Source organism: bacterium (assembly GCA_022616075.1).
GTDB lineage: Bacteria > Acidobacteriota > HRBIN11 > JAKEFK01 > JAKEFK01 > JAKEFK01.
Genome location: JAKEFK010000061.1, coordinates 18,609 through 39,925, shown reverse-complemented (window position 1 = coordinate 39,925; position 21,317 = coordinate 18,609). Strand labels below are relative to the sequence as shown.

Below are 21,317 nucleotides of genomic sequence, written 5' to 3'. Positions count from 1 at the left end.
GGATGGGATCAAAAGGGAAACTGCGGCACAAGCGAGCACGAGCACGCAAAGAAGCAGTTTCTTCATTCTTCTGCAGCCATGATACTTTACTACCCTCTCACACAAAAACTGGACAATGCCAGCAAAGTGCGTATAATAATGCACTTTCAGGAGAGAGAATGGACAGAACCGCTGTTATTTCCTACGACAACATCGAGAACCGTTTCCTTTTTGTCCTTGTTGCGGCAAAACGAGCCTTACAACTTCAGAAAGGGGCAAGGCCACGCGTGGACGTTGGCTCCAAAAAGCCGACAGTGGTCGCCGAGCTGGAAGTGTTGGCAACCAAAGTAAACTATCAGCTTCCCGCGTCCGCCAAAGAATTGGGGTTGACCAAATAAAGTCCAGTTCTATCATATAGCCTGAGGACATAACGCACTCAGGAGACCACCTTTGATCATCACACTCGGGATAGCAAGCTCCATATCCTCTTACAAGGCTGCGGAGATTCTTCGCGAGTTTCAGAAAGCGGGGCACACCGTGCGTGTGGCGATGACCCGCAATGCAACCCGTTTTGTGCGTCCGATCCTTTTTCAAAGCCTCAGCCAACATTCGGTTTACCTGGATGAATTCCGCGCCAAAAAAGGAGAGGTTATGCATGTTGACCTTGCCCGGGAAACGGGACTTATCGTTTTTGCGCCCGCAAGCGCAAATCTCATAGGCAAATTTGCGGCGGGCATTGCGGATGATTTTCTCACAACCTTTTTCCTCGCGCGAAGGTGTCCTGTTTTGATCGCGCCCGCAATGAATTCGTACATGTATCAGAATCCCGTTGTGCAGCAAAATATTGCAAAACTAAAGGGACTGGGTATTGAATTTGTCGAGCCGGACGAAGGTTATCTCGCTTGTGGAGATGAAGGTCCCGGAAGGCTGGCGCCGGTTTCGGAGATCGTATCGCGGGCATTAAGCCTCATTGGAAAATCCAGCCTACTCAGCGGAAGAAGAGTTGTCATTACTGCCGGACCAACATGGGAAGCTCTCGATCCGGTCCGGGTCATTACGAATCGCTCTTCGGGCAAAATGGGATACGCGGTTGCGGAAGAAGCAATCTCTCGCGGAGCCGACGTTGTCTTGATCAGCGGTCCAACTCAGCTTGTTCCACCTCCAAAGGCAAAATTGTTGCGCGTCGAATCTGCGGAACAAATGTTGAATTCCGTGCTTCAAGAACTGGATGCTGCGGATTATGTTATCAAAACTGCTGCTGTCTCAGATTTCAAACCTGCCGAAACGCTTAAAGCAAAACGCAAAAAAACAGGCCGACCTGAATCGATATTATTGCAGCCCACCGAGGACATTCTGGCCCGCGTTTCCGCAAAAAAGGGACGCCAGATTGTTGTCGGTTTTTGCGCAGAAACCGGGAACCTGGAGCAGAACGCGCAAAAGAAACTGGAAAATAAAAAACTCGATTTTATCGTGGCAAATTTGATCAGCGACTCTCACGATCCTTTTCAAGCGGATCGAAACGAAGTGCTGATCCTGGATCGACTCGGCGGAATGCGCCGCCTGGGCATGGCCAGCAAAAAAGAAATCGCATCTCAACTGTGGGACTATATTCTTGAACGAGCAATCGAACTCAAAGCACAACCTGCCACCGCAGGATCCATCTGAAACAATCCGGCAATGGATCGAAACCTGCCGGGACCTCGGTATCACTGAATTCTACAGGCAGGAAATCCATGTCAAAACGGACGAAGTTGGCCCTCAAAAATTAAAGCTTCTGGAAGAATTGCGACTGAATGAAATCGGCAACTGTGTCCGGTGCAAACTCCACAAAAGACGCAAAACTATTGTCTTTGGTGAAGGGAATCCTTCCGCAAAATTGATGCTAATCGGCGAAGCTCCCGGAGCTGATGAAGATCAGCAGGGGCGTCCCTTCGTCGGGCGGGCGGGCCAACTGCTCATGCAGATGATCAAGGCGATCGGTTTTCAGCGTTCTGACGTCTACATCGCCAACGTCTTGAAGTGCCGGCCTCCTGAAAACCGGAATCCCGAAGCGGATGAGATTGCCGAATGCTCCCCTTTTCTCTACAAACAAATCTCCATCATTCAGCCGAAACTGATTATTGCCCTGGGAACCTTTGCCGCTCAGTTAATTCTGAATTCCAAATCTTCGATTTCCTCTCTACGGAGTCGAGTCTACGATATGCCATATGGGAGGGTTGTTGCAACTTACCATCCTTCCTTCCTGCTTCGCTCCCCACAAAAAAAACCGGAAGCATGGGAAGACTTAAAACTGGTCAAGAAGATCCTGGATGAAGATTAACCGCAGAGAACGCAAAGAGCGCAGAGAGTTTATTGTGTACAATCTGGTATGCAAAGTGGTGCGGGCGACTCGCCCGCAAGCTCCGCGGACGAGACATCCGCGCTACTTTGTTTAGAGACCTCTGCGGTAAAATCATGCGCTACGTTCAGGTATCCATACCTAAATCACCTCTGGGTCCTTTGACGTATTCCGTACCGGATCAATTTCCTCGACTGGAAGAAGGAATGCGCGTTCTAGTGCCTCTTGGGACTCGCTTTCTAACCGGTTTCATCATTGAGCTGGATCCTGCTTTTGATAAAACGCTGGAGATCCGCCCCATCGCAGATTTAGTTGACTCACTCAACTTATTTTCAAAAACGATGTTGGAGCTCACAAAATGGATGGCAGAATACTACCTCGCCGAGTGGGGAGATATTTTGAAGGCGGCTCTGCCTCCCGGCCTCGACATCCGGCCGCAAACAATCATCTCCGTTACGATTCACGGAAAGGCGGTGACCCGAAATCATCCTTTATTACAGATTCTCTCCGAAAAAAGTAATTTGCCGCTGAAAGAAGTCTACAAATTGTTCGGGCAACACGGAACCTTCTCTCAAATTCGAAAGTTGGAAGAAGAAGGACTCGTGCAAATCCTTCCTTCCAGAACCACACAAAGACAGGGACATAACATGGTGGAACTGGTGCAAACATCAGAACCGCCTGAAAAAGAAAAGGAGCGGCAGATTTACAATTTCTTAAGTCAGCAAAGCCGGCCCGTTTTTTTGGAAGAAGTTAGAAAGGCTTTTCCAAACTCCTCCGCCATTCTGAGAAAATTGGATTCACAGGGACAGATCAGACGCTTCTGGCTGCCCGCTGCTGCAGCGAAATTCTGGCCGGCACTGCCTGAAATCCAGAAAACGAACCCGGCACAACAAAAAGCAATTCAGAAGATCCTTTCACAGAAGGACTCTTTCGGAGTTTACCTTCTTCATGGCGTAACAGGAAGTGGAAAAACAGAAGTCTATTTGCGCGTTGCAAAAGACATTCTTTCGCAAAAAAAGACTGTGCTGATGCTCGTCCCGGAAATCGCCCTGTTGCCGCTAATCGTTAGAAGAGCCGAACAATTCCTGCGATGTAAAATCAGCGTGTTGCACTCCGAGCTTGCCGAACGGGAACGCCTGGAAGAATGGCAGAAGGCAAGGCGAGGCGAAGTTCGACTGGTGATCGGAACGCGCTCCGCGTTGTTCGCGCCACTCCCCGATTTAGGTTTGATCGTTATCGATGAAGAGCACGACGGTTCCTTCAAACAAGGAGAATATCCGCGGTATCATGCGCGTGAAAGCGCAATCATACGCGCGCAACTGGAAGGTTGTCCGATCCTTTTGGGATCAGCAACTCCTTCCCTGGAATCCTATTACAACTCCGGAAATGGGAAATACACGTATCTGTCGTTGCCTTCGCGCGTGGAAGAGCGTCCGCTGCCAGCGACGCGACTGATCGATATGAAAGAAGAATACAAACAAACAGGAGACCCCATCTTTTCCCGATTTCTGCTGGACAGGATTTCGGAAACGCTGGACCGCGGCGAACAGGTTCTGGTTCTGCAAAACCGGCGCGGTTATGCCGCATGGCTCATGTGCCGCGAATGCGGGAATATTCTGGAGTGCCCCAATTGCAGCATGACATTGACCTATCACAAACAACAAAACCGCATGATCTGCCACTACTGTGACTATGCGCGAATTGCGCCCAGATCCTGTGAGAAGTGCGGAAGCGGCTATCTCCACCTGTTTGGCGTGGGAACAGAAAAACTTGTTGAGTCACTAAAGAGATTTTTCCGGGAAGCAAAGATCGAACGGATGGATCGCGATTCGACGCGAAAAGCCGGAAGCATTGCCAACATTTTGACCCGGTTTGCGCTTCATGAGATTGATATTCTAGTCGGGACCCAGATGATTGCGAAAGGACATGATTTTCCCGGAATCACGCTCGTTGGAGTGATCGGAGCAGATTCCGGAATCGGCATTCCCGATTTTCGCGCATCTGAAAGGCTGTATCAGCTGATCACCCAGGTATCCGGCCGGAGCGGGCGAGGCCACGAGCCGGGACTGGTGGTTTTGCAGACCTTCCACCCGGACCACTACGCTGTGCGGTCAGCGATGGATCAAAGTTATCAGGAATTCTATGAAAAGGAGATCCGCTTCCGCAGAGTCATGCAATTTCCACCCTATGTGGCAATGGCAAATATTATTTTTTCCGGCAAAAATGGTCCGGCCGCTTTGGAGGAAGCCAGACAGTTCGCAAAGTACCTTCTGGTCTTCAAGAATGACTCCATGAAATTGACCGGACCTGCCATCGCCCCGATCGCGCGTCTGAAAGGACTCAATCGTTTTCAAATTCTTCTGAAAAGCGCCGCGCGAAAGCCACTGCGAGATTGCCTGCGCGCAGCATTGGGGGAGTATGAAAAGCACCCCAAACGCCAATCACAAGTTATGATTGATATTGATCCTTACTCGCTCACTTAACAAAGTAGCGCGGGCGTCTCGCCCGCGGGCGCAGCCGGGACGGCCGCGCTACATTGCTGTTGAATCTTTCATGTAATCTAGACGCATGCCAAAGGAAAAAAGGGAATGGAACGTCCGTCCTACAACGTGGATACATCTGGCCGGTCTGTTTTTGATCGGCGCCGCGCTTTGCGTGAGCCCTTTGAAAATCACCGGAGGATTCTTCAGCGATGAAGCCGTCTATTACACCATGGCTTACAGTTTTGCTTATGACGGCGATATGGAGTATCAGCGGAAAGATCTTCTTCGCGTCTATCGTGAATATCCGGCCGGCCCGACTGGCATCATCCTGAAACTCAACGAGCGTGATAACACAATTGTTTTTGGAAAAAGCATTCTTTACAGCCTGGTATCGGCTCCTTTCGTGCGCCTTTTTCAAACAAATGGATTTCTTGTCCTGCACGCGATCCTGGTCTGGCTGAATCTTCTGTGCGCATATCGTTTTTGCTCGAGTTTCATGCAGGAAGGCACGGCGCTCCTCTTCTCGGGTTTCTATTTCATAGCAAACGCATCGCTGGTCTATTACTTCTGGATGACACCGGAATACTTCAACATGAGTCTTCTCTGTTTTGCGCTGTTTTTCTTTACCGCCGAGCGACTCAAATCATCCTTTTTACTCTTTAGATCTCCGTACAACTATTTTGTGGCCGCCATTCTGTTCGGACTCGTAACATATTCCAAACCGCCAAACGCTTTGCTTGTTTTGCCGCTGGGGATCTGGTTGCTTCTGCGAAAGAAACCTTCTGGCGAAAAAGGTCGTGCCTTGGTGCAGGCCCTCCTGACACTGGCTATTTACATTTTCATTGCCGTCGCAATGTTTGGATTGAATGTTTACTTCACTGGTCAATGGAACTATCAAGGAGGTAAACGCGCAGCTTTTTACAAGAACTATCCATTCGAGCGGCCTGGTGTGTCAGAATTCGCAGCATTCGAGAAGCGGAACCCCATTGAAGCAATGGTCACGCCGCCCTTCTACTGGAAAGCCTTTCTTTACAACTGGTGTTATTTCTTTTTCGGCCGCTATTCAGGAATCGCGATCTACTTCTTTCCCATGTTTTTTTGTTTGCTCTTTTATTTGTTCGGACCGAAAACAAAAAGCTCATGGGCTGTATATCTGGCAGCATGGGCCGGCGTTCTTTATTACATGGTGGGACTTCCGTGGAACTATTTTGGCGGATCCGGCACAGTCGGAAATCGTTACGTTTTATCGGTTTTCCCTGCTTTTCTCTTCTGCATAAACAAAGAGCCTTCGCGCCGCTTAATGGTGGCTGCTTGTTGCCTGTCCATTCTTTTTACCGGCGTAATCCTGTTCTCGCCGATTTTAAGCTCACACCGGAATGCTTTTCACCAGCAATTCTCAATTTTCCGATGGCTCCCTGTGGAAAATACACTGCTCTCTGACCTGCCTGTGGTTGCCAGCTTCCGCGCGCGACGCGTAGCATATGATAATCCGTCCGATTACTTTACATATTTCATGGATGATCACACTTATTATAAGGAAGCGTTTGAAGGCACCCATGGATTTTGGGTGAAAGGCGGAAAGTCTGCGGAGTTTGTTCTGCGCGTTTTTGAGCCAAGGAAAACATTAAGAATCAAAGCGTGGTCCTTGACTCCGTCAAACAAAGTGACAGTCCATGTCGATGGTGAATCCGACTCATTCCTCTTCAATCAAACCGGGGGTCAAGAGATGGAAATTGCACTTCCCGGGTCTTTTCCTTATGATCGGGATGGAACGGGTGCAACGTACCTTTTCAACGTAAAGATTAAGAGTGATTTAGGGGCGCTTGCTACAATTGGGGGCTACGAGGAACGTTATCTCGGAGCATTCATTCGCCTCGACGTTCAGTAATGATCTTTTCAAAAATGGTACAATGAGATTTAACTATGAACGGTAAAACCGCTTTAGTCGCTAGCATTCTGGTGGTTGTAGCCGCAATGGGTTTTCTTGTTTATACAGGGCTAACCGACAACATGGTCTACTACTACCATGTGGATGAATTTCTCACGAAAGCTGCAAGCCTGGATCGGGAGACAATAAAAGTGAATGGTAAAGTCCAAAAAGGCTCCATTAACAAACAGGACTTGGACTACAGTTTTGTAATTCATGGTCAGCCTCAAAACATTGTTCAGGTGAATTATCACGGAATAGTTCCCGATACTTTCAAAGACGGATCGGATGTCGTTGTGGAAGGGAGTTATGATCGTGATGCCAGGAAATTCCACGCCACGACATTGCTGGCCAAGTGTCCAACGAAGTACGAACCACAGAATCAAAGCAAACCGGAATAGCCAGGGTTATCAACATGCTCGCAGAAGTCGGACGCTACGCTCTTATTGCCGCATCAATTCTTTGTCTTTACTCCATGATCGCTTCTGTTTTAGGAGCCAGATTTCGCCGAGCCGACCTCGTAGAAAGCGGAGAGCGAGCCATTGTGGGTCTGCTATTTCTGGTTGTTTTTGCCTCATCGATTTTGATTCACGCGCTCGCCACGAGCAATTTTCAGTTTGAATATGTAACGAATTATACGAGCACAACACTTCCCCTTCCCTATAAATTGACAGCATTTTGGGGAGGTCAGGCCGGATCGATGTTGTTCTGGCTGTTGATTCTTGTTGTCTACACAACCGTTGCCTTACTTCAGAATCAAAATAAAAACCGTCAACTGATGCCTTATGTGACAACTTCTCTTGCCGGCACCTGTTTGTTCTTTCTCATCATGCTTCTGTTTGCAGCCGATCCTTTCAAGAAACTTTCTCCTGTGCCTGTGGAAGGACAGAGCTTAAATCCGCTTCTACAAAATTACTGGATGGTGTCCCATCCGCCTTCCCTGTACATCGGATATGTAGGTCTGACGGTTCCCTTTGCTTTCGCGATGGCGGCCTTGATCACCGCAAAACTGGACAGCGGATGGATCCGAGCGATACGGAAGTGGACGCTCTTTTCCTGGTTGTTTTTGACCGTAGGGATTCTGCAAGGCTCCTATTGGGCTTACATCGAGCTTGGTTGGGGAGGATACTGGGCATGGGATCCCGTTGAGAATGCTTCTCTGATGCCATGGCTCGCTGCAACAGCCTTCCTGCATTCGGTGATGATCCAGGAAAAAAAAGGAATGCTGAAGATGTGGAACATGGTTCTGGTGCTCGTTTCGTTTTCGTTGTCGATCTTCGGAACCTTCCTGACCCGAAGCGGAGTTGTTTCTTCCGTTCATTCCTTTGCACAATCTCCGATAGGAAGTTATTTCATTGCTTTTATGGTGATCCAAATTGGAGTGAGCGTATTCTTTTTGCTGAAGCGCAAGAAAGCGCTGGAACCGGAGGCCCGGCTCGAATCTTTCGTGAGCCGTGAGAGCAGTTTTCTCCTTAATAATGTCTTTTTTCTTGTGATCTGCATTGCAGTTCTGTGCGGAACTGTATTTCCAATTCTTTCTGAGGCGGTTACCGGCAGCAAGGTAACGGTCAGCGCGCCGTTTTTTAATAAAGTAGTAATGCCATTTGCAATTGGTCTGGTTTTGCTGACAGGGATTTGCCCCTTGATCGCCTGGCGCAAGGCAAGCGTGAAGAACTTAAAGCGGAATTTTCTCCTGCCTGGAATCATCGCTCTGTCCGGTTCAATAGTCCTGGCATTGTTTGGTGTTCATCACTGGCTCACTCTTCTCTTCTTTTTCTGCAGCATGTTTGTGCTTGTTACCGTTTATACGGAATTCAATAAGGGCACAAAAGCCCGGATGGCTATGGTGAATGAAGCAGCGCCCGCAGCACTATATCATCTCGTGGAACGGAATAAACGTCGCTATGGTGGATTCATTATTCACACCGGTGTGGCGCTCCTTTTTACGGGCATCGCCGCAAGCTCGTTCTACCAGCTGGAAAAAGAAGTCACTGTCTCTACGAATGACTCCTTTGCGATCGGCGCTTATACTCTGAAATTCCGGGAACTGCAATTTTTGAAGGATCCTCATAAGGAAGTATGGCGAGCGCGATTGGAAGTGTATAAAGGTGAGAAACAGGTTGGACTGTTGCATCCGGAAAGGCACTTCTACAAGAATTCAGATCAACCCACAACCGAGGTTGCGATTCGTCCTTTCTGGAATGAAGACCTGTACATGATCCTTGTTGGCCCCACCGAATCCGGAGCTGGTATCTTCAAGGTTTATGTAAATCCATTCATCGGCCTCATCTGGAGAGGGGGCATCATCATTGCGCTCGGGAGCCTGATCGTTCTACTACCAGATATGAAAACGAAGTTTGCCGTGAGCACGGTCCGCGATACCGGCGCAGAGGAGTTTGCAGGTTGAAGCTCCTTGCTTTTACCTTTGCCGGATTCTGCTTGGTCTCCGGATTTGTTTGGGCAGGCGACAAAGCGCGAATGGAAAATGTCGCGAGCAAACTCAGCTGCTACTGCGGCACTTGCCCCCATCTCGTCGTAAGCGCATGCGGATGTAGCGTTGCGGATCAAATCAAAATTGACATACAAAAAATGATAGACAGTGGCCAGTCTGAAGATCAGATCCTGCAGAGTTACATCGCTAAATACGGACAAACTGTTTTAGCTGCGCCCCCGAAATCCGGCTTTAATCTCACAGCATGGGCAATTCCCTTCTTTGCATTTTTCCTCGGCGGAGCGCTTCTGTTTACCTATCTCAAAAAACAAAGAACCCTTCCATCTTCCGCGGCTGAAAACGCGTCAAATTACGTGGAGGATGATGATTCGCACTACAGGGACCTTCTCAAAAAAGAGCTAGAAGAGCGAAAATGATTCTGGCAGCGTTTATTCTGGTTGCTGCCTTCTTCGCCATTTACATTCTTTTGCCATTCTGGGAAGAGTCCTATCGGAAAAAACGCCTGGAATATGCCGGAACTGAAAAAGAAAACCTCATTCTTCGAAAAAATGAAATACTGGAGGCGATGCGGGATCTTGAATATGATTTCAAAATGCAAAAGGTCAGCCTGGACGACTACAGTCATTTGAAAGAAAGCCTGACGAAACAAGCTGTGGAAGTGATGAAAAAACTGGATTCCACGGAAAATCAACCGGATCGTGATGCAAACGACAAACATTCCAAACAACAGACCGGGAATCGCGCCTGAACCGGCGCTCTCCGTCACGGATTTAGGCTTTAAAACCGGTTACACCAGCATACTTCGCAACATTCAGTTTCAGCTCTTTCCCGGTGAGATACTGCTTCTGATTGGCCCGAACGGCGCAGGTAAGAGTACACTTCTCAAATGTCTGGCTGGTCTCTTGCCCTATCAAGGAAAAATGGAAATCTTTGGTCATTCCCTGAAAAAGAACTACGACTTGAGAAAAAAACTGGGTTATCTGGGCCACGAATCTTTTCTTTACATGAAGTTTTCTGCGAGAGAAAATCTTCTGTTTTATGCGGCTCTTTACGGAATCCCGATTGATATTCCTGCCATGCTAAACAATTACCAGCTATCGGAGTTTGGGGAACAACTTGTGGAAACTTTTTCGCGTGGAATGAAACAAAAGCTGTCACTCGCGCGCGCCCTCTTGCATAACCCTGAACTCGTTTTTCTGGATGAGCCGTTTACCGGACTGGATCAACTGGCGTCCGCCATGCTTCGAGAAAAAATACTGCAGCTGAAGAATAAAACAACAGTGGTCTTGACGACTCATGAGCTGGAGCAAGGTTTTGAACTTTGTGACAAGCTTCTGATATTGAAAGGCGGCAGGCAGGCATTCTTCGGAAGTAAAGAGGAAATTAGCGGAGACATCAGAGAGTTTTATAGCGCAAGCATTTTATAAGAAGGACATGTCGATCATATTCTCGTTGATCCGTAAAGATTTGCTGATTGAATATCGCAGCAAGCAGATCTTTATCACAACTCTGTTTTTCGGCTTGCTGGTAATCGTTGTTGGCAATTTTGCATTGTCGAACGCAGGTGAACTCACACCGGTTCATGCACCGGGAGTCCTGTGGATTTCATTTCTTTTTTCCGGATTGCTTTTTTTGAATCACATCCTCCAGGCAGAAAAAGAGGAGAGCACACTATCAGCCATCCTGATTTCGCCGGCAACTCCCGGGCATTTGTTTCTGGGAAAAATGCTCGCTGCGTCCACTTTTTTGATTTGTCTTGAAATCATCCTGCTTCCCGTGTTTCATTTCCTATTTAACATCCCATTTACCATCAATACACTCTGGCTGGTTCTGGTTATCGTCTTGACGTCATTCGGCTATTGTTCGCTAGGAGTTCTCTTTTCTACTATGTCTCTCGGGCTGAAGAACCGGGAAATCATTCTTTCTGTAATACTCTTTCCGATCCTGTTGCCACTCCTTGTGATGGCGGTAAAATCATCGATCATTCTTATAAACGGACTGAAGATGCAACAATTCTTTTTCTGGTTGAAGATGCTGGGAGCTTTCAATGTGATTTTCGTTTTCCTATCTTACTGGTGTTATTTCTGGATTGTAGAAGAGACTTAACTATGAAAAAAATTGATCAAGTCCTTTTGATTCTGGTAGGAATACTCATGCCGGTGGCTCTCTACTTTGCGTTTGTCTATGCCCCGGAAGAAAAAGTGATGGGTGTGGTGCAACGAATTTTCTATTTTCATGTTGCAAGCGCATGGACCGGTTTACTTTCTTTTGTGATCGTTTTTGCGGGAGCAGTGATGTACCTTTGGAAAAAAGACCTTAAATACGATCACCTTTCACACGCCGGTGTGGAGCTTGGCGTCTTTTACTTCACGATCGTATTGATCACAGGACCGATCTGGGCAAAACCGGTCTGGGGAGCCTGGTGGACGTGGGATCCACGGTTAACAAGCACTTTCGTGCTGTTCCTCATCTATGTTGCTTACCTACTGTTTCGCTATTCGCTGAGCGACCATCCGGCGGTCCGAACTTACGCTGCGGTTTACGGGATCGTAGGATTCGTAGATGTACCGATCGTCTGGATGTCGATTCACTGGTGGAGAACGATCCATCCGAAGGTCATCACGCCTGAAAAGGTAAATCTTGACCCCAGAATGTGGACAGCAGTGCTCGTTTGTTTTGGTGTCATGTTGTTGCTTTATTTTGTCCTTCTTCGAATGAGAATGAATCTGGAGTCTCTGCGCGAGAGGGTACAGGTGGCACGCGAAAAACTCATGGAGAAACAAGCATGAATTATCTTATGGCCGCATACATTGCAATCTGGCTGGTGCTTTTCGTTTATCTCTTTTCGCTCAGCTCCCGCCAACGTCAATTGCAAAAAGAGGTTGAGGCCCTTCAAAAACAGCTCGAGCGTCAAGTCACTGGTCACTAGCCGCTGGTTACTTTTGCGAGTGACATTTGTCGTTAAAAATGGACAGAAAAAGTGGTGAATTGCGGACAATCGAGCGGATTTCTCTTAGCCTCGAGGAGCTCCTCGAGGCTAAACGTGGCATAACGTTTGCTCCGCTGCAGATCAGATGAAACGTGTGTTCTGGAGGAGTTTATGAAAATGGGGAAAGCAGTCATCTTAACAATCGCAATTGTAGCCTTTCTAACAACTATCTCCTTTGCGGCTGACCGGTATGTCCGCCTGCGAAGTGTGGAAGGGGATGTCAGCATCTATCCTTCCGATGGACAGCGACCGACCGATGCCACGGTAAATACTCCGTTGATGGACAGGGATGAAATCCAAACGCAAGATGGTCGCGCTGAACTATCCTTCCGGAACGGTATTACAGTTCGAATTGGTGACTACAGCAGTGTTCGATTGGAATCCACTTACTCCCCCATGACGATTCAACTTCTCCAGGGAACCGTATTTCTAGACTCCCACCTCATTGACAGATTTCGAGATGAGTTGGTGTTGCGAGCAGGCGACGCAGAGGTTTACCTCCTTGATGAAGGAAACATCCGTGTAGATCTTGGCGATGAGGGGGCCATTCGTGTAACAACGATCGAAGGTCAGGCTGAGGTGAAAGCAAACGGCCAACGTGTGCTGGTTAATTCGGGAGAACGAACCTATATCGATCCGGGCAGAGAACCCGAAGAGCCAGAAACTTTTCGTGGAAGCACGGATGAATTGGACGAATGGAATGAATCGCGAATGGAATATTACGCAGATGGCGACCTGGGCGGCGGGAACTACGACGATTATGTGGATGAGGACATTTACTACGACTCTTACGATCTCGGCGGTTACGGTGACTGGCGCAATTCCGGATCCTATGGATACGTTTGGGTTCCTCACGTGGATTATGGATGGCGCCCCTACTACGATGGCCGGTGGAGTTACGGGAACGCCGGATGGTTTTGGATCTCGAACGAACCATGGGGATGGGCTCCGTATCATTACGGTAGATGGGGATGGTCCCTTGATTTCGGATGGTACTGGATTCCCGGAAATGTGTTTGCGCCTTCCTGGGTTTCCTGGTACTCCTACGGCGATTACATCGGTTGGTGCCCGCTGAACTATTACAACTATCCGATTTACTATCACAACTATTACAACTATCACAACAATTATTACCGTTATCCTTCTATTCAGAAGCAAAAAACGCTTGATGCATCAAACTCCTGGACGTTTGTGAAAAAGAACGATCTTGGTTTAAGCAACGTGAAGAAAGCTGTTCTGGATGCCTCCAGTGTTCGCAACATCAGGATCGAAAAAGAAAAGCTTTCCTCTTCTCCAAGGAAAGAGCTCGTTTCTTACGTCATTCCAAAGACGCCCGCAGTGAAAGGCTTCGTAAATGATAAGCGGGTTATTAAAGAACTCCGGAGGGATATTGAAAGTCCTTTAGGAATCAAACACCGTGAAGAACAGTTCGAACGCGGTTCGAAGGGAGATAAGGGACCGACCATTCGTAACAACAAAGGACGCGGTGACGAACGTGCGGTTGAAAAGTTGAAGGACCCGGCGAGAATTCAGCCGCCCAAGCCATCCTCCAAGCCGAAAGAGGACAAGCCGAACCAGGATTGGAATCGCGGAAAAAGTTCAAATCGAGACTTCCAGTTTCAACGAAATCAAACCACGAAGAAGCACTATACTCCTTATCTAAACCCGTATTACAAAGATAAGAACCGCTCCAATGACCGTGACTTTGGTTCCTCGCAGTCAAAAATTAGTCCCTGGTCGCGCAAACCGGAAACTTATCAGAGATCCTACGAACGGCAGAAGGAAGTGAACCCCCGATATCGTGATGAGGCAAAAAAGTATTTCGAACGGTTTGATCATAAGAACCGTGGTGAAACGCATAATTCTGCGCCAAGAAGCTACGCGCCGACATCACCAAGAAACTACGAGCCGCCAACGCAAAGGAACTATAACTCACCTTCTCCCAGAAACTACGAAGCGCCGCGACGCGAATACAAAGCACCTGAAACAAAAAGGCCTGATTATTCCAACCGCTCGCGTCAATCTGACCGGTACAAACCTTCAGGCAATTCAAACAGGAACAACAATAGCAACCACAACAATAACAAGAAGCAGAAACCCTGAATAGCATTTTATACACGGGACAAATGTTCCGTTGTCTCTCCCCGTGAGTGCCTGCAGGTTCCCCCCACCTGCAGGCATCCTCCTCGCTCAATCGTGGATCGTGATCGTGCTCGTAATCGTGATCGAATATAAAATACACCCATGACACTCGCCGGAATCGAAGCTGAAATCGACAAACACATGCCCCTGGATGAATTCCTGCGGATTCACGAGCGTCTTGCGTATCTTCGGAAAGAAGAAGAAGACAAACTCGGCGCGCTTGCAGAGTTGCAAAAGGCTTATCTGGCCGCTAACACCGAGCAACAACAGGAAATGGTAAAGAACGCGGTCGGACAAATACGGGAGCTTTCTCGAAAGACTCGCGAGGAAATACGGTCGTTGAATTCAATCGTTTTTCAACGCATGCCCCTTCAACTGGCAAGGGAGTTGTACCAAAGTTATCTGGATTTAACCGCCAAGACGCCAAAACGCCAAAACGAATAACCAGATTCACTTTTACCTTGGCGTTCTTGGCGACTTGGCGGTTGAGATTTTCACAATCCAAAGTAGCTGCGGATGCGGCTCAGGATACGCAATTTCGCATCCTGAATATTGATCGAATCTTCTTCATGTGGGCCACTGCTTTCCGCAATCAACATGTCCAGTTGATCCTTTCTTCTACACAACACCGAACCAATTTCATCCAGAATATCCGGTTTGCTTTCCAAAATCTCTTTGAAACTATCTTTATCAAGTCTATGGGCACGAACATCAGTTAGAGCGCGCACGTTGGCGGTTCGTTTCTGCCCGGTTAGAAGAGCAATTTCCCCAAAAAAATCTCCCGCTGCCAGCGTCGTCAAGATCTTGCGGTTTCCGTGCGCTGAGAGCAAATAAACTTCAACCGTTCCCCACTCGATAATAAAAAAGGATTCATCCTGTTCCCCTTCCCGGATAATAATTTCATCCTGAGCGTAGCGCTGTTCCACCAGTTTTTCCGCGATCATATGTCTTTCTTCATCATCCAACGAGGCAAACAGATAAACTCTGCCAAGTGTATCAGCGAGATGTTTCAGAGTTTTCTCGCGCGCCTGTTCGGTTTCAACGCGATCATGAAGGTAGATATTTCTAATCGGGAATGGGATCTCTATGCCATCTCTTCGCAAATGGTACCAGAGGGCCTTCCTGACTCCGGCAAGAGTTGGCTCGAGCAAACCAAAATCTCTGATAAAGAATTTAATTTCATAAGTGATGGAAAAATCAGCAAAATTGTGCAGGCGAACTTCAGGCAGGGGCTCCATAATAATGTTGTCAACGTGTGCCAGCGCCTGTTGTACAACTCTAGTAACCCGATTCGGTGAAGTGTTGTAGTTCACTGAAAAGTTTACGCGCGTTGCGTGAGGGACTTCAGGAAAACTGTGATTAACGACCAGCTCCTTCGCAATTTGACCGTTAGGAACAATGATGTAGTCATTGTTAATTGTTTTTAGCTTTGTCGCTCTCCAGGTTACTTCCTCCACCCGTCCGAAAATATCGGATACGCGTATCCAATCACCCTGGCGGTAAGGCTGATCCAATTGCAGAGCCAATCCGGCAAACAGATTGCCGAGTGTTTCCTGCAAAGCGAGACCAAGAACAACAGTGATCAAAGCAGAAGTTGCGAGCAGCGTTGTGACTTGAATTTTCAGTGTGTTTTGAATAATGATCACCAGAACAATACCAAAAAGTACAACCGCCGAAATCTCCTTCAACAATTGCGGAGCCCGATATCTTCTGGTTCGAACCAGGAAAATGTCGAACAAAAACAGAACGATAATCCGGATTAATAGGACGGCCACTGTGAGATAGAGAACCGCGAAATAGTAGGGTTGGACCATCGGCGGGAATTTCACGTTTAGCATGTAAAAGATGTTGTAGAGAATCAGGAGGGCGAATATCATCAGGAGCGGACCCTTCACCTTCTCCCGGAGAACCACGCTATGACGTATCAATCGCAACACGATCAAAAAGACGGCGATCATCCCGGCAAAGACAATGATTCCGATCTTGGTCTGTTCCTGCATACCTTCAAACATCAGATCACCATCCCGGAGGAAGTAAACATTCGTTTCTGCACAAACAGGCTGATTCCGGCTGCGCCCGCGCAGCCTGCCGCTCTTAATTCAAATAAGTTCCTGGAAGAAACTCCACCTAGTGCAAAGACCGGGATCCCCATCCGGCTGTTCCAGGCAGTCAGGACGGAGAGTCCAAGGGGCGCAAGGCTGGACTGCTTTGAAAGCGGTTCAAACACAGGACTGATAAAAACGTAATCGGCGCCTTCCCCTTCCGCTTTCTTCATCTCATCAAACGAGTGCGCGGAATAACCGATAGCCAGATGCCGATATCTTGAACGAACGGCGCTGATTGGAATGTTATCTTTCTGCAAATGCACTCCATCCGCATTACTGGCGAGCGCAACTTCCAGACTTCCATGAACAATCATACGCGTCCTATGAAGCAATGGCCTGAGCTCCCGTGCCAGGAAAAGTAATTCCCGCGCGGAAAGATCCTTTTCACGCAACAAAAAACAGTGTACTCCAGCTTTCTCCGATTCCGCTGCAACTTCCGGAAGCGGTTGATCGTAAAGCGTTCTATCACTAATCAGACAATATTGAAATTGTTTCATACTTTTGATCGTGTACTGCTTTCCATCACCTGCTTTTCTTTTTCTCTGTGGATAACTTCCGATATGGCCAGTAAAATATTTAGGAATCCCACACCTGATACTGCTCCACGAAAATAAGCATTCAAAAAGATGCTTTTCAGCTTTGGAAACCAAAAGAAGAAATAATTGTTTTCCCAGACATTCGGCAAAAGCCAGGGAGCGGTCATTAGAAAGATTCCTACTTCAAAACAGTAGAAGACATAAAAATAAAAGGAAATTTTCTTAAACATTGATTCTAAAAAGGGCAGTTGCGTCTATCGCGTCGCGCGTTTTCCGCGTTCGCGCGTCTGGAAGCTTATTGGTTTTTTCTGTCTTGAAGCTCCTTTACTTTTTTCGCAACGTTCCGGTAGTTCGCGCTGACTCCGTACACTTCCTGGAAAACCTCCAGGGCACGATCCGTTTCACCCATCGATTCATATGCTTGAGCAAGGTCAAATCGTAAACCCTGGTACTCCTCTTCACTGTACCCGGGTGTATCCAGACCTCTTTGATACCACTTCACCGCCAGTTTGTGCATTCCTTTTTCGACAAAACAGAGTCCGAGCATGCTGCAGCACTCCAGAAAACGCTTCGGATCTTTCGCGGCGATTTGGAATTCTGCAATTGCTTCGTCAATCAGGCCCATTTCTTTATAAGCAATTCCCAGGTTGTAACGCGTATCGTAGTCTTCCGAACCCAACTGCTTATCCACACCCTTTTTAAAATCAGACAGGATTTCTTCAATGGAATAATTCTGACCGTCCGGCGGTCTATCTTCCTCGACAGCGCTTTGAACGTTCAGCAAACCCTCTTCGAGTTCCGCTGCCAGGTCGAAGAAATCTTCCTCTTCCTCGAAGAGTTCATCTTTCACATGCGTTACCTCTTCCGGTTCTTCAATCTTTTCTTCCGCAAGCGAGTCAGGCGTTTTAAATACTGCATCGACTGCCGCGCTAAAACTTTCTTCAAACGATTTATCTATTTCTCCGGACGATTTCAGGCCCGCATCCGCGCTGTCTTCCAGCTCACCAAACTCCGTAAAAACAGATTCATCCATATCACCGTAGGTCGCTGCAGACTCCGGCTGTGAATCAGAGAGTTGCTCGGTGGATTGAGCTTCGGGCACCAGCATGATTTCTCCCGAAGATTCGGTTGGAGAGATAGAGATTTCAGGGAGATCCTCAAGGATTGGCTCCACTTTAGGTTCCGTATCGGCTTCCTGACGTATGGCCTCCGCTCCAAATTCTTCGTCAAGAGAAATCACTATTTCATCACTTGAATCTGAAGGTCCTGACATTGAGCCCACTTCCAATATGGGGCCGGAAATGTCATCATCCATATTCAGAACCAGTTCCTGTGGACCGACAGGCTCCTCTTTCTTTTTCCCGGCGGCCAACTGCTTTTCGAGTTGCTGCGACCTTCTGAAGACTCCTGCATCCGCCGGATACTTCTGCTGGAGAACTTTTAATAATCTATCTGCGTCTTCCAGGAGCCCCTGATCCATAAAGAAGTCTATTTCTTCGAATTCTGAATCGGATACCGCAGCCAGCGGAGTTGCGGCAGGCTCTTCAATTTCGATTTCGATATCAATCGTTTCCTCAGCCACAGGAGCCGGAACAGGTGGAGGAACAGGCGGTGGAGGCGCAGCCGATGCAGCAGGCTTTGGTGCTTCCGGTTTTACCTTAAACGTGCCGGATTGCGTTTTGATTTTATGTGCGAACTTTTCCAATTCGCTGAGAGCTGCCCTGGCCTTCGCAGCAGTCGCATCAGGCGCTTTCGCGGAAGGCGTTTCAGTCGTGCGCAGTTTCGTCTGTGATGTCAGCTGCGTATCCAGTTTCTTAAGACTCGGAATCTCTATTTGAGAAATTTTCTTTTGCGGCAGTTTTGCTGTTGGAATGGAGACTGGTTTGGCTACCTTCTGTTCAGAGGGCTTGGGAACTGGTTGAGCGGGAGCAGCAACTGTCTCTGGTTGTATGACCGGCACGCCGGAAGCCAGATCCTTGAAAGCGCGGTCAAGACCGGCATGATTCGGATTGATCTGTCTGGCTTCGCTCAATAGATCCTCGGCCTGATCCATATCCCCTTGCTTCCGGAAGATTCGCGACATCTGGATGCATTCATCAACAGCTTTATCCCTTTCCCCTTTTTCCAGATAAATCTCTTTCAGCTTCTGGTGCGCTGGAACTGAATAAGGATACTTTCCGATTATGGAATGCAGTTGTTCAATCGCTTTGTCTATCAGTCCATATTTGTCGAAAACTTCCGCTTCAATCAAATGCTCAGAGACGTATTCTTTTTCTTCTGCAGTGACAATGGCAAAACTTGGAATCGAAGGAGCAGGACTCTTAGCCGGCGCTGGCTTCGGGACTGTTTGCACAGGAACTTTTTCGGGCTGAGGCTGAAAGGAAGGAAGGCCGGGAAGAGTTTCAGTCGACAGACTCACGGCGCCGAAGTCTCTTTGCGGCGCAGGCCGCGCAACTTCCGGTTCCACTTCGTAGACTTTTTGCGGTTTCTTCACACCAGGTTTTGTCTGTTCCAGATTCGAATTTACAAATTTCAATTTTTCCTGGTGTTGATTGTCATCGGGATCGAGTTTGATTAGTTTTTCGAGACATTGCGCCGCTTCCTTGTAAAGTCCTTTCGATATAAAAGCATCCGCAAGATTCCCATGAGCAGAGATCAGATTTGCGTGTTGCCGCAACAGTGAATAAAGGTCCGTTAACTTTTGCCAGGCAGGATGAAACCCGCTATCGACTTCCGTGATTTTCTGCATCAAAAATACGGCACGATCGATGTCTTTTCGCTGCACCTCCTTTTCAACTACAAGGTTGTACTGATCAAAAGCCTTGTCCGGCTTTCCTTCTTTCAAATACAGGTCCCCTTTGAGCTCCCACAACGGTTCCTTATTGGGCGAATTGAGAATGGCACGATCCATCACTTCCAGCGCCTTCGGAAATTGATTCTTTGCAGCATAAGCTTCCGCAAGCATCGAAAGCACTTCTGAATTTGCAGGATCCGCTTTTAAAGCTTCTTCTAAAAGGGCAAAACCTTTGTCAGGCTCACCTTGATCCCGATAAAGCGCAAGCAGTTTTTGCAAAACTTCTGCGTTTTTCGGATCCATTTTGTACGCTGTTTCTAAAACGGCAAGGCACTCTTTATAGAGATTTTTGCGAGTCAGCTCTTCGGTGATCCTCAGGTACTCCTGAATCGCCTCAGGGATCATTCCCTCATTCTTGTAAGCTTTGGCGAGCTCATTGCGATTCTTAAGATTATCCGGCTCGATTTCAATGAGTCGTTGCAGCGTTTCAATAGCATCCTTGTTCTGATTCTTCGATAGATAGTGCTGGGCTACGATGTGAAGCTGAGATTTGGCATCCATCGTTAGGCCTTGCTTGAGATAGAGATCAGCAAGACGTGTGCAGATGTCGGTGAGATTCGGATTAAGCTTATTGATGCGTTTGTAGATGGCTATAGCTTTTAAGAAGAAACCATCTGCGTAATAATGATCCGCCACTTTCTGAAAATTCTCGATCGCTTCGTCCGTGCGATTGACTTTCAACATCAGATCCCCAATCTGGATCATCAAGTTCCAGTCTTTGGGATTCTCTTTGAGAATCTTCAGATATTCGTCGATGGCTTGCGCGATTTTGCCTGAGGCTACGAATTTTTCCGCATTTTTGAGAATTTTCGATTTCTCAATAGCCATCAGAATGCAGTGATCTCCTTAATGAATTCGTCTGTATCTAAAAGACTTAGCTGACCGTCCACTTGAACTGGGCGGAAAGAGCGGCGGTGAAAAGCGACGGGGCCAAATTCCGCCAGGCCTTTGAAATGATTGACGCAGCTGTACCCTTTATTGTGGGCCCAGTCGTACATAGGATACATGCTAGCATAGCTTTGCAAAAGATTGTCACGTGTGACCTTAGCAATGATCGACGCCGCGGCGATGGTAAGGCAACGCGCATCCCCTTTTACCAGATTGAGACTTGCAGCTTTCAAACCGTGAACACGAGTGCCGTCCACCAGAATAAAATCGGGAGAAGGCACGAGTTGATCAAGAGCGATCCGCATCGCTTTGAGGGTTGCCTGATGAATGTTGATTCTATCGATCTCTTCGGCCGACACAATTCCGATCCCAAAAGCAAGCGACTCCTTCAGGATTCTCGGTTTCAGCTCCTCTCGTTTTTCAGTGGTCAACTGTTTACTGTCATTGATTCCCCGGATCCTGGGCCTGGTGCTGAACATCACTGCGGCCGCTACCACAGGGCCACAGAGGGCCCCTCTCCCTACCTCATCAACGCCGGCAATACGGGAGAACCCCTGGCTAAACAGCTTCTTTTCAAACCGGTAGGAACAACGATATATCCGTTTCCTTCCCGAAGGTTCCATC

Annotated in this window: 20 protein-coding genes; 15 read left to right on the top strand and 5 right to left on the bottom strand. The window is 47.9% G+C overall.

The genetic code is table 11. The features are described from left to right. Positions 1-158: 158 nt before the first annotated feature. From rpoZ to L0156_05155, 15 genes are all read left to right on the top strand, one after another. On the top strand, positions 159-377 hold the full coding sequence (gene rpoZ, locus L0156_05225) for a DNA-directed RNA polymerase subunit omega (GenBank protein MCI0602395.1): 219 nt from the start codon (positions 159-161) through the stop codon (positions 375-377). A gap of 52 nt (positions 378-429) precedes the next feature. Next, positions 430-1,644 (top strand): bifunctional phosphopantothenoylcysteine decarboxylase/phosphopantothenate--cysteine ligase CoaBC, encoded by a 1,215-nt coding sequence (gene coaBC, locus L0156_05220; protein ID MCI0602394.1) that lies wholly within the window; start codon positions 430-432, stop codon positions 1,642-1,644. Beyond that, on the top strand, positions 1,592-2,299 hold the full coding sequence (locus L0156_05215; GenBank protein ID MCI0602393.1) for a uracil-DNA glycosylase: 708 nt from the start codon (positions 1,592-1,594) through the stop codon (positions 2,297-2,299). The genes coaBC and L0156_05215 overlap by 53 nt, the downstream gene beginning before the upstream one ends. A 134-nt stretch (positions 2,300-2,433) precedes the next feature. After that, positions 2,434-4,800: a primosomal protein N' gene (gene priA, locus L0156_05210; GenBank protein MCI0602392.1), complete on the top strand. Its 2,367-nt coding sequence runs from the start codon at positions 2,434-2,436 to the stop codon at positions 4,798-4,800. 85 nt (positions 4,801-4,885) lie between these two features. After that, positions 4,886-6,688 carry a hypothetical protein gene (locus L0156_05205; protein MCI0602391.1) on the top strand — a complete coding sequence of 601 codons (1,803 nt, stop codon included), beginning with the start codon at positions 4,886-4,888 and terminating at the stop codon, positions 6,686-6,688. Between the two features lie 35 nt (positions 6,689-6,723). Beyond that, positions 6,724-7,128: a cytochrome c maturation protein CcmE gene (locus L0156_05200; GenBank protein MCI0602390.1), complete on the top strand. Its 405-nt coding sequence runs from the start codon at positions 6,724-6,726 to the stop codon at positions 7,126-7,128. A gap of 14 nt (positions 7,129-7,142) precedes the next feature. Then, positions 7,143-9,134 carry a heme lyase CcmF/NrfE family subunit gene (locus L0156_05195; GenBank protein MCI0602389.1) on the top strand — a complete coding sequence of 664 codons (1,992 nt, stop codon included), beginning with the start codon at positions 7,143-7,145 and terminating at the stop codon, positions 9,132-9,134. 71 nt (positions 9,135-9,205) lie between these two features. Next, a complete protein-coding gene (locus tag L0156_05190; protein MCI0602388.1) occupies positions 9,206-9,595 on the top strand; it encodes a cytochrome c-type biogenesis protein CcmH in 390 nt (129 codons plus the stop codon). Then, entirely contained in the window at positions 9,592-9,927 is a 336-nt protein-coding gene (locus tag L0156_05185; protein MCI0602387.1) for a hypothetical protein, read from the top strand. The genes L0156_05190 and L0156_05185 overlap by 4 nt, the downstream gene beginning before the upstream one ends. Next, the gene (locus L0156_05180; GenBank protein ID MCI0602386.1) at positions 9,881-10,606 is read left to right on the top strand and encodes an ABC transporter ATP-binding protein; all 726 of its coding nucleotides are present in this window, start codon (positions 9,881-9,883) and stop codon (positions 10,604-10,606) included. The genes L0156_05185 and L0156_05180 overlap by 47 nt, the downstream gene beginning before the upstream one ends. A 7-nt stretch (positions 10,607-10,613) precedes the next feature. Next, the gene (locus L0156_05175) at positions 10,614-11,285 is read left to right on the top strand and encodes a heme exporter protein CcmB (protein MCI0602385.1); all 672 of its coding nucleotides are present in this window, start codon (positions 10,614-10,616) and stop codon (positions 11,283-11,285) included. A 2-nt stretch (positions 11,286-11,287) separates the two neighbouring features. Next, the gene (ccsA, locus tag L0156_05170) at positions 11,288-11,968 is read left to right on the top strand and encodes a cytochrome c biogenesis protein CcsA (GenBank protein ID MCI0602384.1); all 681 of its coding nucleotides are present in this window, start codon (positions 11,288-11,290) and stop codon (positions 11,966-11,968) included. Then, positions 11,965-12,108, top strand: a complete 144-nt coding sequence (locus tag L0156_05165) for a CcmD family protein (GenBank protein MCI0602383.1) — start codon at positions 11,965-11,967, stop codon at positions 12,106-12,108. Before ccsA ends, L0156_05165 begins: the two co-directional genes overlap by 4 nt. A gap of 171 nt (positions 12,109-12,279) precedes the next feature. After that, entirely contained in the window at positions 12,280-14,271 is a 1,992-nt protein-coding gene (locus L0156_05160) for a FecR domain-containing protein (protein MCI0602382.1), read from the top strand. Between the two features lie 141 nt (positions 14,272-14,412). Further along, positions 14,413-14,754, top strand: coding sequence for a hypothetical protein (locus L0156_05155; protein MCI0602381.1), 342 nt, complete (start codon positions 14,413-14,415; stop codon positions 14,752-14,754). A 50-nt stretch (positions 14,755-14,804) separates the two neighbouring features. On the opposite strand, the gene L0156_05150 is transcribed toward L0156_05155, so the two are convergent. The 5 genes from L0156_05150 to L0156_05130 all read right to left on the bottom strand — a co-directional run bounded on the left by L0156_05150 (position 14,805) and on the right by L0156_05130 (position 21,316). Continuing rightward, a complete protein-coding gene (locus tag L0156_05150; protein MCI0602380.1) occupies positions 14,805-16,322 on the bottom strand; it encodes a mechanosensitive ion channel family protein in 1,518 nt (505 codons plus the stop codon). Next, entirely contained in the window at positions 16,322-16,912 is a 591-nt protein-coding gene (locus tag L0156_05145; protein ID MCI0602379.1) for a thiamine phosphate synthase, read from the bottom strand. Before L0156_05145 ends, L0156_05150 begins: the two co-directional genes overlap by 1 nt. After that, positions 16,909-17,181 carry a hypothetical protein gene (locus tag L0156_05140; GenBank protein MCI0602378.1) on the bottom strand — a complete coding sequence of 91 codons (273 nt, stop codon included), beginning with the start codon at positions 17,179-17,181 and terminating at the stop codon, positions 16,909-16,911. Before L0156_05140 ends, L0156_05145 begins: the two co-directional genes overlap by 4 nt. A gap of 65 nt (positions 17,182-17,246) precedes the next feature. After that, on the bottom strand, positions 17,247-20,633 hold the full coding sequence (locus L0156_05135; GenBank protein MCI0602377.1) for a tetratricopeptide repeat protein: 3,387 nt from the start codon (positions 20,631-20,633) through the stop codon (positions 17,247-17,249). Then, a complete protein-coding gene (locus tag L0156_05130) occupies positions 20,633-21,316 on the bottom strand; it encodes a ribonuclease HII (GenBank protein ID MCI0602376.1) in 684 nt (227 codons plus the stop codon). Before L0156_05130 ends, L0156_05135 begins: the two co-directional genes overlap by 1 nt. Between the last annotated feature and the right edge of the window lies 1 nt (position 21,317).

Coding starts and splice junctions, on each gene's coding strand:
- rpoZ (MCI0602395.1), top strand. CDS start 159: ATGGACAGAACCGCTGTTATTTCCTACGACAACATCGAGAACCGTTTC.
- L0156_05130 (MCI0602376.1), bottom strand. CDS start 21,316: ATGGAACCTTCGGGAAGGAAACGGATATATCGTTGTTCCTACCGGTTT.
- L0156_05205 (MCI0602391.1), top strand. CDS start 4,886: ATGCCAAAGGAAAAAAGGGAATGGAACGTCCGTCCTACAACGTGGATA.
- L0156_05175 (MCI0602385.1), top strand. CDS start 10,614: ATGTCGATCATATTCTCGTTGATCCGTAAAGATTTGCTGATTGAATAT.
- L0156_05195 (MCI0602389.1), top strand. CDS start 7,143: ATGCTCGCAGAAGTCGGACGCTACGCTCTTATTGCCGCATCAATTCTT.
- L0156_05200 (MCI0602390.1), top strand. CDS start 6,724: ATGAACGGTAAAACCGCTTTAGTCGCTAGCATTCTGGTGGTTGTAGCC.
- L0156_05150 (MCI0602380.1), bottom strand. CDS start 16,322: ATGTTTGAAGGTATGCAGGAACAGACCAAGATCGGAATCATTGTCTTT.
- priA (MCI0602392.1), top strand. CDS start 2,434: ATGCGCTACGTTCAGGTATCCATACCTAAATCACCTCTGGGTCCTTTG.
- L0156_05160 (MCI0602382.1), top strand. CDS start 12,280: ATGAAAATGGGGAAAGCAGTCATCTTAACAATCGCAATTGTAGCCTTT.
- L0156_05145 (MCI0602379.1), bottom strand. CDS start 16,912: ATGAAACAATTTCAATATTGTCTGATTAGTGATAGAACGCTTTACGAT.
- L0156_05135 (MCI0602377.1), bottom strand. CDS start 20,633: ATGGCTATTGAGAAATCGAAAATTCTCAAAAATGCGGAAAAATTCGTA.
- L0156_05155 (MCI0602381.1), top strand. CDS start 14,413: ATGACACTCGCCGGAATCGAAGCTGAAATCGACAAACACATGCCCCTG.
- L0156_05140 (MCI0602378.1), bottom strand. CDS start 17,181: ATGTTTAAGAAAATTTCCTTTTATTTTTATGTCTTCTACTGTTTTGAA.
- L0156_05190 (MCI0602388.1), top strand. CDS start 9,206: ATGGAAAATGTCGCGAGCAAACTCAGCTGCTACTGCGGCACTTGCCCC.
- L0156_05185 (MCI0602387.1), top strand. CDS start 9,592: ATGATTCTGGCAGCGTTTATTCTGGTTGCTGCCTTCTTCGCCATTTAC.
- L0156_05180 (MCI0602386.1), top strand. CDS start 9,881: ATGCAAACGACAAACATTCCAAACAACAGACCGGGAATCGCGCCTGAA.
- L0156_05165 (MCI0602383.1), top strand. CDS start 11,965: ATGAATTATCTTATGGCCGCATACATTGCAATCTGGCTGGTGCTTTTC.
- ccsA (MCI0602384.1), top strand. CDS start 11,288: ATGAAAAAAATTGATCAAGTCCTTTTGATTCTGGTAGGAATACTCATG.